The 13,018-nt window shown below is 29.0% G+C and carries 14 protein-coding genes; 3 read left to right on the forward strand and 11 right to left on the reverse strand.

The window, feature by feature from the left end; genetic code table 11:
* Window positions 1–5 precede the first annotated feature (5 nt).
* The 3 genes from ACWOA3_RS02880 to ACWOA3_RS02890 form a co-directional block, all read right to left on the reverse strand.
* Window positions 6–911, reverse strand: coding sequence for a tyrosine-type recombinase/integrase (locus tag ACWOA3_RS02880; protein WP_456884001.1), 906 nt, complete (start codon window positions 909–911; stop codon window positions 6–8).
* Between the two features lie 175 nt (window positions 912–1,086).
* Entirely contained in the window at window positions 1,087–1,794 is a 708-nt protein-coding gene (locus tag ACWOA3_RS02885; protein WP_456884002.1) for a YoaK family protein, read from the reverse strand.
* A 27-nt stretch (window positions 1,795–1,821) separates the two neighbouring features.
* Entirely contained in the window at window positions 1,822–2,706 is an 885-nt protein-coding gene (locus ACWOA3_RS02890; RefSeq protein ID WP_442566152.1) for an NUDIX hydrolase N-terminal domain-containing protein, read from the reverse strand.
* Window positions 2,707–2,942: 236 nt separating this feature from the next.
* Here ACWOA3_RS02890 and ACWOA3_RS02895 point away from each other — a divergent pair, with 236 nt between their 5' ends.
* The 3 genes from ACWOA3_RS02895 (at window position 2,943) to ACWOA3_RS02905 (ending at window position 4,107) form a co-directional block, all read left to right on the forward strand.
* On the forward strand, window positions 2,943–3,125 hold the full coding sequence (locus tag ACWOA3_RS02895) for a DUF2929 family protein (RefSeq protein ID WP_003145970.1): 183 nt from the start codon (window positions 2,943–2,945) through the stop codon (window positions 3,123–3,125).
* Between the two features lie 106 nt (window positions 3,126–3,231).
* On the forward strand, window positions 3,232–3,705 hold the full coding sequence (locus ACWOA3_RS02900; protein ID WP_003145969.1) for an NUDIX hydrolase: 474 nt from the start codon (window positions 3,232–3,234) through the stop codon (window positions 3,703–3,705).
* Between the two features lie 18 nt (window positions 3,706–3,723).
* Window positions 3,724–4,107, forward strand: coding sequence for a thioesterase family protein (locus ACWOA3_RS02905; protein ID WP_456884003.1), 384 nt, complete (start codon window positions 3,724–3,726; stop codon window positions 4,105–4,107).
* Between the two features lie 75 nt (window positions 4,108–4,182).
* Here ACWOA3_RS02905 and codY read toward each other — a convergent pair whose 3' ends face one another.
* The 8 genes from codY to ACWOA3_RS02945 all read right to left on the reverse strand — a co-directional run bounded on the left by codY (window position 4,183) and on the right by ACWOA3_RS02945 (window position 12,952).
* Entirely contained in the window at window positions 4,183–4,965 is a 783-nt protein-coding gene (gene codY, locus ACWOA3_RS02910; protein ID WP_003145967.1) for a GTP-sensing pleiotropic transcriptional regulator CodY, read from the reverse strand.
* Between the two features lie 79 nt (window positions 4,966–5,044).
* Window positions 5,045–6,349 (reverse strand): FADH(2)-oxidizing methylenetetrahydrofolate--tRNA-(uracil(54)-C(5))-methyltransferase TrmFO, encoded by a 1,305-nt coding sequence (gene trmFO, locus ACWOA3_RS02915; protein ID WP_456884004.1) that lies wholly within the window; start codon window positions 6,347–6,349, stop codon window positions 5,045–5,047.
* Window positions 6,350–6,369: 20 nt separating this feature from the next.
* The gene (gene thiI / locus ACWOA3_RS02920) at window positions 6,370–7,620 is read right to left on the reverse strand and encodes a tRNA uracil 4-sulfurtransferase ThiI (RefSeq protein ID WP_456884005.1); all 1,251 of its coding nucleotides are present in this window, start codon (window positions 7,618–7,620) and stop codon (window positions 6,370–6,372) included.
* The gene (locus ACWOA3_RS02925; protein WP_456884006.1) at window positions 7,610–8,761 is read right to left on the reverse strand and encodes a cysteine desulfurase family protein; all 1,152 of its coding nucleotides are present in this window, start codon (window positions 8,759–8,761) and stop codon (window positions 7,610–7,612) included. Before ACWOA3_RS02925 ends, thiI begins: the two co-directional genes overlap by 11 nt.
* 224 nt (window positions 8,762–8,985) lie before the next feature.
* A complete protein-coding gene (locus ACWOA3_RS02930) occupies window positions 8,986–9,417 on the reverse strand; it encodes a hypothetical protein (protein WP_456884007.1) in 432 nt (143 codons plus the stop codon).
* 1 nt (window position 9,418) lies between these two features.
* Entirely contained in the window at window positions 9,419–10,006 is a 588-nt protein-coding gene (locus ACWOA3_RS02935; RefSeq protein ID WP_003145962.1) for a lysophospholipid acyltransferase family protein, read from the reverse strand.
* A gap of 19 nt (window positions 10,007–10,025) precedes the next feature.
* Window positions 10,026–10,700, reverse strand: coding sequence for a (d)CMP kinase (gene cmk / locus ACWOA3_RS02940; RefSeq protein ID WP_442566144.1), 675 nt, complete (start codon window positions 10,698–10,700; stop codon window positions 10,026–10,028).
* A 143-nt stretch (window positions 10,701–10,843) separates the two neighbouring features.
* Window positions 10,844–12,952 carry a DNA topoisomerase III gene (locus tag ACWOA3_RS02945; protein ID WP_456884008.1) on the reverse strand — a complete coding sequence of 703 codons (2,109 nt, stop codon included), beginning with the start codon at window positions 12,950–12,952 and terminating at the stop codon, window positions 10,844–10,846.
* Window positions 12,953–13,018 lie beyond the last annotated feature (66 nt).

The following is a 13,018-nucleotide window of genomic DNA, read 5'->3' on the forward strand; positions in this document are numbered from 1 at the left end:
TAATTTTATCCTTTATTAATTGTTTTTCTTGGATGATTAGTCATTGTTCTTTTAGATTTATTCCCCTCTAAACTTGAGAAATACAATTTTAAGCTATGAATATTTTTTAGCCCAAGTAGTTCTTGAACTTCTTCAGCTGGAACTTTATCCTCAAGTAAATGGATCGCTAAAGAATTTCTAAAATTCATAGTATTTAATTCTTTCGTCAAACCTAAATCCTGTTGACGTTTTTTAAATATTTTCCAGAAACCTTGGCGACTTATACCTTCACCATCATGATTTAAGAATAACTTACTATCGTCCTTAATATCAGGATATTTCTTTTTTAACTCAGTAATATAATTTTCAATCGCTTCAACTGATTCTCTATTCAAAGCGACAGTTCTATATCCTTCTTTCTTTCTATATTTTAAAAATCCAATAGTAGTATTTACATCTTTAAGTTCAAGGTTAATACATTCTGTAGGTTTTATACCTATAGAATAAGATAATTCAAATATCGCTTTATCTCTATAACCAATAAGATTATGTGTTTTCACATCTAAAATTTTTGAAATTTCTTGTCTTGTAAAAATTACCAAATCTTGGTGCTCTTCTTTATCAATATGTACATCGATATTTATTCTATTAGGAATAATTTTTTCCATCCATAAATATTCTACAAAAATATGAACAGTAGAAATCGTTCTTGATAATGTCGCTGACGAATACTCTTTTTCTCTTAAGTAATCAATATATCTAGAAATGAATTCCTCATTAAGCCATGAATAATCATCTGTTGAATATCCTCTTTCAGCTAAATATAAAAAGATTTTTTTCAAATCTCTATCGTACGAATTAATAGTGTTAGTTGAAAACTCTTTTCTATTTATTAGATATTCATTAAAATTGTTTAATACTGTTTCACTCATATAAATACCCCCTTAATATTAAAGCTACCCTATTTTTTGTTTCTATATTGATTATAACATCTATAAAACTTTATGTAAATGCATTTATAACAATTTTTCTTGAAATATAAAAAATTCCAAGACAATTTAAAAAGCTAATTAAAACTTTCTAAAACCGCCTTGAAATTTTATTATTTTATACTAATTTTTTTCTTCCGAATTTGTTATAAATAACAACAATAAAAACTAAATTAACGGAAATTATACCAATAGGAACAATAATCGCTTTATGTAAATAATATTTCGACATAGCAGCTCCTAAAATTACTCCGAATAAAAATACACTAATTACTGTAGAATAAATAATCAATGGAGTTTTACTCTCTTGTTTTTTCAAAACAACAAGCTTGTATAGATGCTCACTCATAGAACGTAAGTTACCAGTACAAAATACACTCGCAAATACTAAATTATTAACTTTTCTAAAACCATCATATTGAATTGCGCAAATGAAAGAAATAACGATAGGTCTTACATCAATTCCAAAAAACTGATGTTTTATTGAAATTACTATTAAAGCTGTCATTTGTATCAATAATAACATAAATATATGCTTGAAAATAGATAACTCTTTGTATCTATACTCAATAAATTTACTTACTAATACTCCTACAACAAAAGAAAATATAGGAATTAAATAATGTAGTACTTCTCCAAAATTCCCCTCGATCAAATCAATACCTACAAAAATTAAATTCCCCGTTTGAGCATTAGCAAAAATACCTCCACAGTTAACAAATGTATATGCATCAAAAAAACCACCCATAACCGTTAATAATAAACAGAACATCAATTGTTCATGTACTGGAAGATTTTTATTGATCAATGTCTCTCGTAAATTCATAAACTCTAAAATCACTCCTCATAAAAATTAATCAAATATAGTTTTCCAATTTTCGATATTATTATAACAATCAAAACACATTTCTAATTGTTTTTTCGTCGTTCTTGTTGTTGATAATTCTGGTAATTCATCAAGTGAATAAAATTCTGCTCCCAATGTTTCAGTATTTTCAACAAAACTATGACTCACATATTCACATAAAACAAACACCTTAACCATTCCAAATGGAAAATTGACATGGTGATGTCTATTATAATCAAGTACTGCAATAATTTTCACAGGATTAACCACCGCTCCTGCTTCCTCACTAGCTTCTTTTATCGCATTTTCCTTAATACTCATATTAACATCTTGATAGCCACCTGGAAGAGCCCACTTACCATCTAATTGCTCTTTAACTAGTAAAATTTTATTATCTTTAATAACAGCAGCTCTTGTTTCTACTTTAGGTGTTTGATACCCCAATTCTCCAGCAAAATCCAGCTTAACTTTCTCTATAGGAATATCATATTTAAACGATAACATCTCGCAAGCAATTTCTCTAATTCTTTCTGATCGCTCTCTATCAAATTTATCTTTACTATAAGCTAAACTACATTGAGAAAGAAATTGAAGCTCTTGTGCCCATTTTTTCCAAACATCATTTTTAAACACTCTTACTACATCTTCAATATTCCTAATGAAAATAGCATCTTTTACATCTAGAAAATCGTACTCTTTTTTCATTAAGAATACATTAACCAATGTAGAACTAAGGTTATTTTTATTATCAGTTAAAAACAAAACATTAGATTCAAAAATGACTGAACTTTCAATAAATTCAAAAGGTATCTCGTTATCAAAAAACACTTGTTTTATATCAGTTGAAATATTATCTTTTAAATTATTATCGATATATAATTTTTGATACATAAACTACCTCCACAATTTTATTTATTTTATTATATCATATTTTTTGTAAATTTCTAGAAAAATAATGAAAATTCCAATTCGTTTTCATAGTTTTCTAGAACTAATAAATTAATCATACTTATACTATAATTATTACACACAAATGTTATAAATACAATTTATTAATAAAAATGTTGCTAGATTTCAATAATAGTTGTATAATAAGTAGTGTAAGAAAAAATTAAGGAGTGATAACGATGAAATATATTATTTCACTAATTTGGTCATTTATATTCGCATTTATTGTAATATTTATCGTATCATCTATTTTAGGTAGCAATGGTGAAGTTAACACACTTCGTGACTGTGCTATTCTTTCTGTAATGTTTACAGTATTTGTTGCATTACTAGACGCTGTAGGTTTAGATAAAAAACGTTAAACGAAGCTATTTATTAATTCAATAAAAATTTTTCACAGAAGAAAGTAGGCATTGAGGTAAATCCTCTTTCCTACTTTTTCTTTAAATATGAGGAGATGATAATAAAATGAATAATGTATTAGCTACTATGTGCTATATTGATAATGGCGATAGTTTCTTGATGTTAAAAAGAACAAAGAAAGAAAACGATATTCACGAAGGATTAACAATTAGTGTGGGTGGTAAGTTTGAGCCTGGGGAAAGTCCTGAAGATTGCATAATTAGAGAGGTAAAAGAAGAAACAAACTTAGATATTATTAACCCTAAATTAAGAGGTATCATTACCTTCCCTAATTTCGATGGTGAACGTGACTGGTATACATATGTATTTACTGCACCTAACTACAAAGGTAAACTGACAGAAGATTGTAATGAAGGTGATTTAGTATGGGTGAAAAAATCTGAAATCCAAAATATAAAAACTTGGGAAGGTGATTATATCTTTCTAGATTGGTTGGTTAAAGATAAACCATTCTTCTCAGCTAAATTCAATTACAAAAATAATGAATTCGTAGACTACGAAGTTACATTTTATGAATAATTTAATAGGAGTAAAATTATGAATATAGAAATCAATAAGCAATTCAAACAAAAATATATCGTGTCAGATACAAACACAGCTAAATTCATGGGAAGCGGTGATCTTGAAGTATTAGCTACTCCAAGTCTTGTGGCATTTATGGAAAATGCTGCTAAAACATACCTGAACACTTTCTTATCAAATAAATTTGGGAGTGTTGGAAGCAATATAAATATAAACCATCTTGCTCCTACTTTAGTTGGAAAAGAAATTACAATTCAAGGAGAAATTACTGAGGTTATTAAAGAAAAAGTCATTATTTTTTCTTTAGAAGCATTCGAAGAAGATAAAAAAATCGGCGACGCTTCTCATACAAGGGTAATTATTAATAATAAAAAATTTATCGATAAATTAACTAACTAAAATACTAAATATTATTTACGTAAAAAAGAAAGGCTGCAAATCTACAACCTTTCTTTTATTATACAATTTTACTTATTAAAATTCGTTAGAAAACATTAATTCTAAGAAATATTCTTTTAATACTTTAATATATGTACCCTTCATACCTAATGATTTAGATTCAATAATACCAGCACTTTCTAATTTTCTAAGAGCATTTACGATTACAGATCTTGTAATCCCTACTCTATCAGCAATTTTACTAGCGATTAATAATCCTTCTGTTCCATCTAATTCTCTAAAGATATGTTCAATAGCTTCTTTCTCAGAGAATGACAATGAGTTTAGAGCCATATTAACCATATCTTTATCTCTTGCTAAGTTTTTCTCTTTATCTTGTTTTTCATGTAAAATCTCGATACCTACTACTGTAGATGCATACTCAGCTAAAACTAAATCATCATCTTTGAAATCATTATCCATTCTACCAATTACAAGTGTACCTAAACGTTCTCCACCACCTCTAATTGGTAGGATTACAGTATAACTGTTTCCTTCAAAGCGTTCTTCTTCTTCTTCAGGGAAAATTGATAATGGTTCTTGGAAAGGAATATTAACCTTTGTGGCATAAACTTTTAATGTTGCATCTAGATAAGCTTTAGGAACTTTTCTATCTTGAATGATTTTTTCCATACGTTCATTTGAATAATCAACGATTGAATCATAACCAAGAATATTCCCTTCAGTATCTAGAATATAAACTACTGAATCTAAAATGGGACTAAGACGCATAGCCATCGCTTCAAAGTCTACGTTGTCATGACGTCCTTCTTGTAAAATTGTACTAATTTTTCTTGTTTTTTGTAATAAACTTGCCATTAATTTTCTCCTTACAAAATACTTCCCTGACTATTATAACATTTATTTTAATAAATTGTAAGACTTTTTAAAAATTAATTTAATCAATTTTGAAATTTTCTAAAATTTCTAGCGATCTTTTAGCATATCTTTCATATTTTTCCTTTTTATCTTTGATTCTTTCAGGAAGTGGTTTAATAATACCAAAATTTGCATTCATAGGTTGGAAGTTTTTACTTGTGCTATCAACGATATAGTTAGCCATTGCCCCAATCATTGTTTCAGTTGGAAATACTACTTCTCTACCTTCAGTATTATAAAGCGCGTTTAACGCTGCAACAATCCCTGAAGCTGCACTTTCAACATATCCTTCTACCCCTGTCATTTGACCAGCGAAATAAATATTTTTTTCTTCTTTTAATCTATTTGTTTTTTCTAATAATTGTGGTGAATTTAAGTATGTATTTCTGTGCATAACACCATATCGTACGATATTAGCATTTTCAAGCCCAGGAATCATATTAATAATTCTCTTTTGTTCACCCCATTTAAGGTGAGTTTGGAACCCAACAATATTGTATAGAGTTCCTTCACTATTATCTTGACGCAATTGAACAACGGCATATGGACGTTTATCAGTTTTTGGATCTTCTAATCCTACTGGTTTCATCGGTCCAAATAATAAAGTTTTCTCTCCACGTTTAGCCATTTCTTCAAAAGGCATACACCCTTCAAAGTAAATTTCTTTTTCAAATTCTTTTAACGGAGCAGCTTCAGCTGTTATTAATTCATTATAGAAATTTGTAAATTCTTCTTTTGTCATCGGACAGTTTAAATAAGCCGCTTCACCTTTATCATATCTTGATTTTAGATAAACTTTTTCCATATCGATAGAATCTTTTTCTATAATTGGTGCTGCAGCATCATAGAAATATAATCCATCTTGTTTAGTATAGTTTCTAATATCTTGGCTTAAGGCATCTGATGTAAGTGGTCCTGTTGCAACTATTACAGGTACATCTCCTTTAGGAATTTGTGGTAGTTCTTCACCGATAACATTAATATTTGGATGATTTTTAATAGTTTCAGTAATCATTTCTGAGAATTTATCTCTATCTACCGCAAGTGCTCCACCAGCTGGTACTTGTGTTGCATCCGCACATTTAATAATGATTGAATCTAACATTCTCATCTCTTCTTTTAATAATCCAACAGCATTTGTTATATTATTGGCTCTTAATGAGTTAGAACAAACTAACTCCCCAAAGTTTTGTGTTTTATGAGCTGGAGTCATCTTCTTAGGTCTCATCTCATAAAGATCAACCTTTACTCCACGTTTTGCTAGTTGCCAAGCAGCTTCACTTCCTGCTAGCCCTGCCCCAATTACTATTACTTTTTTTTTCATTAATTATCTCACTTTCTATTTTATAATAAATCTGAAAAATCTTCTTTTTCTTCTTTTTTAACTTCTTGTTCTCTCATATCTTGAGTAATAACTCTACCATTTTTATCAAAAAAATATGTTTGAACACTATCTAATGTCTCAGCTATTAAATCTGAGTAGTCATCACGTGCTTCATAAGCTTTAATTTTTTCTAATCTTGGTTTTGTTTTTGGTGCTTTTGGCGTGAAAATTGTGCAACAATCTTCAAAAGGAAGATTAGAAATTTCTAATGTTTCAATTTCTTGAGCAATTTTAATTATATCAACTTTATCCATTGTCAATAATGGTCTTAATATCGGTAAGTTAGTGACCTCATTAATACAATTCATCGACTCTAAAGTTTGTGATGCTACCTGTCCAAGAGATTCTCCAGTTGCAATAGCCAAACAGCCTTCCTTTTTAGCCACTTCTTCAGCAATGCGTAACATGAATCTTCTTGTTGAAGTCATAGTATAATTCGATGGAACACGTTTAACAATCTCTGTTTGTAACTTAGTAAAGTTAACAACGTGTAATTTAATTTTTCCTACTACTTCACTTAACTTAATAGTTAAATCAAAAATCTTTTGTAATGCTTCAGCAGAAGTGAACGGTGGTGATTGGAAATGAATCATTTCAACTTCTACACCTTTAACTTGAAGAGTATGTGCGGCTACTGGTGAATCAATACCACCGGATAATAGTAATAAAGCTTTCGAAGAAGTATTAACCGGGAAACCACCCACCCCTTTTATAAAGTCTGTAAAAATAAATATCCCTTCACTACGAACTTCTACATTTATAACAAAATCCGGTTGTTTTACATTCACTTTTAAATTTTTGTAGTTTATTAACACATGGCTTCCAAACACATTATTTAATTCATTTGTAGTATGTGGGAAGTTCTTATTTGGACGTTTAGTTTGAATTTTAAATTTGTATTCTTTATCTAACTTAGTTTCAAGCAGTTTATCAATAACCTTCTTAGCTTCTTCAACATCTAATCCTGCTCTTAATACAGGTGAAAAATTATGAATACCTGGTACTCTTTTTAATCTTTCCATAATTTCATGAACATCTTCATTGTGATCTAAATGTATATACATTCTATCTCTTTTTGTTTGAACATGAAAACCTGTTAACCTTTGTAAATTATATCTAATATTTTTTGTAAGTTTTTTTAGAAATTCATTTCTATTCCCAGATTTTAGAGTAAGCTCTCCATATCTTACTATAATATGACTAAATTCCACTTTCAATTACCTCTTTAAATTTTTTATTGTACTCATCTATTAGTACTTCAATAAACGTTTCAACTTCTTTTCTTGTAGTTTCATATGAGAAACTAACTCGAATACTACCTTCTATATTTTCTTTAGATAATCCCCTTGCATACAACGCCTCATTAAGATGGAATGTTTTTGAAGAACAAGCACTTGTAGTAGATACCATGATACCTCTATAATTCAAGGCATTAACAATTACCTCACCTTTAATTTTTGGTAAGCTAATGTTAACAATAGAATCCACAAAATTTTCACTTAATGGCGAATTAATTACTATATGCTTATATTTAGAGAATTCATCAACGATAAGTTTTTTAAATTCCTTATGCTTAGCTTTTATCGCTTCAACTTTTTCCTGTGATAATCTTAACGATTTTGCTAAACTCACCGCAGCTGCAACATTTACTGTTCCACTACGTAATCCATCCTCGTGACCACCACCAAAAGTAATATTATGGACTGTTCGTCTAGATTTTAAATACAACACTCCTATACCTTTTAGACCATGAAATTTATGTGCAGAAATAGAATAGCTATCAACTTTTGAAAGGTCAATGCTATTTTTTAAAACTCCTTGAACACCATCAACATGAAAATGAACTTTTGGATACTCTTTTAGTATCTCAGAAATTTCATTGATAGGTTGAATTGCCCCGAATACATTATTAACATGCATCACGCTTAATAATATAGTTTCCTTCGTTAATAATGTTTTTAAATGATTTAAATCTATAATACCATTCTCATCAACATTAACATAGTCTAAAATAAAACCACGTTTTTCTAGTTCTCTAAATGTTTCTAAAACTGAAGGATGTTCAATCTTAGAAACTATAATCCTATTTCCAAAATCTTTCTTGTGTTCAACACTTCCTAATAATGCAATATTATTACTCTCGGTAGCACATGAAGTAAAAAAGATATTTTCTTCCCCTACACCAAGAATAGTTGCCACTTGAGCTCTTGCAGCTGAAAGAAGTTTATTAGTTGTTTTTCCAAATTTGTTGATACTAGCTGGATTTCCATAGTAAGACGTATTAACTTCCACAAAAGCATCTAGAGCTTCTTTATACGGTTTAGTCGTAGCACAATTATCTAAATATATCATACTATCTACCTTTCTTTCTCAATAATTAAATATGTTTTTCAAAAAATAAACATATTTTAAACCACTATAAAGTATATAATAAAATCAATTATTTATCAATTAAACAGGCTATATTTAATATATCTACATTCGTAAATCCATTGAAAAGTTTTAAAATTATAAGAGGAGTCTCTCAGAAATATGAAATTTTCATACTAGTGAGAAACTCCTTTAATTATTTATAATTAATCTTTATATTCATTTGCTACAACGTCTTTAAGAATTTGATCCCATTTTGGTAAATTTCTATCAATTCTTATAGCTCGATCACTATCTGTTCCTAGAATATTGTGCGAACTTGAACCAATAATAACTACTTCTCCATCTACAAAAAATTCATAAGAAAAAATAGTTTTAATTCCGCTATGTTTTTCAATCCATGCTTTAATAAAAATATCTTGACTATTATATCTTATATTAGATCTTATCGAATACTTAACATCAATATCAGCATAATATAAATTATAGTTAATTAAAGAATCGATATCTATACCCAAACCGTTTAAATAATACTTCTTAGCAAGATTCATCCATTCATAAACATATTTATTATCTAAAAAACCAGCTTGATTGAAAAATTTCTTTTCTAATTTAAATTTAATCGTTTTTTCGTACACTTTATTTCTCCTTTGCAATCAATTCTGAAATTTTTTCCATTAAAATAGCAGTAATTTCATCGTGACTCTTACCTTCTTCTTTTAAAGAAGTTGCATCTATCTCATCACCAATTACAATTTTAATACTAGAAAAAATTCTAAAATTTTTATTTGGGATAATAGCAAATGGAATAATTTTTGTTTTTGCTCTCGTAGCAATAAATGACGCTCCGTTATGAGATTGACCAAGGTCTAAATCTTTTGAATGAGAACGAGTACCCTCAGGAAAAATCCCGACAACTTCACCTTCTTTAAGTAATTTAATACTATTATTTATCGCAGTTCTATCAAACGTACCTCTTTTTATAGGAATTGCTCCTGTCGCTTCTAAAGCTTGTTTAACAAAAAATATTTTAAACAATTCTTCTTTAGCTATGAAGCGGATATTTTTCTCGAAAAAAGCTGGGAATAATAATGGATCATGATTACTCAAGTGATTTCCTGAGATTACTACACCTTTAGCATTTTCTATTTTTTCTTTATTAACAATCGTAACCTTATAAAATGTTTTATAAAATAAACTTAATAATTTTCTTACAAAATTATACATGCTACACTCCTATTATATATTATCTTTCTACAACTTTCACTAGTTCAGTCATTTTATCAACAACTTCACCAATAGTCATAGATGTTGTATCTACTAATGTTGCAGAGTCAACTTTTACTAGTGGAGCAATATCTCTATTTTCATCTTGCCAATCCCTAGCTTTAATATCTTCCTTAACTTTTTCGAAATCAACATTTTCTAAACCTTGACGTTCAAAATCCAATACTCTTCTTCTTGCTCTTTCTTCAACAGACGCTGTTAAAAAAATTTTAACATCTGCATTAGGTAGGACAACAGAAGCAATATCACGTCCATCCATAATAATATTATTAGTATGAGCTAGATTTCTTTGAGTATCAATTAGGAATTCTCTCACTGCAGGAGATTTAGCGAATAAAGATGTATACTGACTAACTTCTGCAGTACGTATTTTATCACTAACCTCTACATCATTTACATATACATATTGAACACCATCAACATATTCTACTCTAAAATCTAAATCTTCAAGTAATTCTTTAATTCTATTTTCTTCCAATTCTTTTAAATCATTAGATAGAAAATTATACGTTAATGCACGATACATAGCACCAGTATCAACATAGTTAAATCCTAGTTTTTCAGCTACCATTTTTGTTATCGTACTTTTTCCAGATCCTGCTGGCCCATCTACAGCCACTGATACATATTTCATTATATACCTCTCAGACAAATTTTTTCAATATACATTATAGCACAGACTTGCTTTTAACACTACATTTATACGAAAAAAAATTTTTTATCATCAATATTAATTAAACACAATCTATAAATTTAACAAGATGTAACTCTATAATTCTACTTAAGCTTCAATCCTGCTAATCCAGCCAGTGCATTATTCTCTAATTTTTCCTGCTTCATGTATTTTTTCATATCTACACGGCTAGCCTTATCTTTTTTGCTTGATTTAATTCTCTTATCAACTTCTTTTTGTTTTAAAGAATTTCCACATTGACAACGATATGTAGCATTTTCTCCATTTCCGAATAATGTCATTTTCTTATGACAATTATCACAACGAAGATTTGTTAAACGGCTAATGACCTTGCGATTACGACAGCTCGGATTAGAACATTTTAGCATTTTAGTTCCTTTTTTATCTACTTCTAACATAAAGCTTCCGCACTCTTCACATTTCTTACCACTAATATTATCGTGTTTGAACTTATCTTCACTATCTTTAATTTCTGCGATACAAGATTTTGTATATTGTTTAACATCATTTAGAAACTTATCTTTAGAAAGTTTATTTCTAGCAATATTATCAAGTTGTTTTTCCCATACCGCTGTCAGAGACGGACTCTTTAGATTTTTCGGAACTAAATTTAAAAGCTGTTTAGCCTTATTAGTAGTTTTAATTCTTCCATTGTCCAATACTAAATAATCATTCGTGAACAGTTTCTCTAATATGTCCGCCCTAGTCGCAACAGTTCCGATACCATTTGTTTCCTTAAGAATTTTTCTTTCATTCTCATCATCAACAAATTCAAATGGATTTTCCATTGCATATATTAAACTACCTTCAGTATAATAACTTGGAGGAGTAGTTTGTTTCTTATTATAGACTAATGACTCAAGTTTAAGACTATTATTCTTTAGATTAATAACTTTATCTTGGATTTCTTCTTTACTTAAAACTTTATAACCTTCCTGAAGAACTTTTAGACCTTTTGCAGAAAATACCTTATTCTCCAAAGTAAACGAGTAAGTTGTTTCTTCATATTTATATTCAGGTAATAAGTTTTCTAAAAATCTTTTCGCTACTAAATTATAAATTTTCATCTCCATCTCAGACATCGACATATAATTTGGTCTTTGTTCTGTAGGAATAATCGCGTGGTGATCACTTACTTTTGCATTATTAATAATTTTCTTAGCATTTAAGTCTTTTTCTCTTAATAGTTTTGCAATAATTTCTTTAAAATCTCCACCTATAGCTTGTACACGATCTCTTAGAGTATTTTTCATATCACTAGTTAAATATCTACTATCAGTTCTAGGATACGTTAAGACTTTATGTCTTTCATATAAACTTTGCACAATATTTAGTGTCTGTTTCGGTGACATCCCAAATAAAGCACTTGCTGTTTGTTGAATATCTGTTAAATTATATAATGGTTTAGCCGAAGAAGTCTTAGATTTTTTTTGAACATCATTAAATTTAATATCTTTATTAATATTCTTCTTAATAAACTGTTCTGCTTTTTCTAGATTAAACTCACTGTTACCACAGCTAAATTTAACACCATCAATTTGAGCTTCATATGTATAATAATCTTTTGGCTTAAACTGTTTGATTTTTTCTTCTCTTTCGAAAACCATCTGTAAAGTTGGTGTTTGAACTCGGCCACAGTTTAAAGATGCATTATATTTTAAAGTTAAGGCTCTTGAAGCATTAATCCCGACTAACCAATCCGCATTAGCACGAGCTATACCAGAATGATATAATCCAAGATATTCTTTTCCATCTTTTAAATTTTTAAATCCATCTTTTATAGCTTTATCAGTTACAGATGAAATCCATAGACGTTTAATATTTTTATTACATTTAGCTTTATCAATAATGTAGCGCGCAACTAACTCTCCCTCACGTCCAGCATCAGTTGCAATAATAATTTCTTTAACATCTTTTCTATTTAGAGCATTCTCCACTACTTTATATTGTTTAAAAGTCTTCTTAATAATTTCAGTCTTCATAAATTTTGGAATCATCGGCAAACTTTCTAAGTTCACATTATTAAATTCTTTATATTTATCCGGTGTTTGAAGGGTAATCAAGTGTCCCAATGCCCATGTAACTACATATTTATCTCCCTCTAGGCAACCATTCTTATTATTTTTCGCCCCAAGATTTCTCGCTATATCACGAGCAACCGACGGCTTTTCACAAAGTACTACACTTTTCATCAATAATATCCTCACATATTTTCTTTACTACTATAATTATTATAATAGAAATAGATTAAAATAACT

The organism is Gemella taiwanensis, assembly GCF_054054385.1.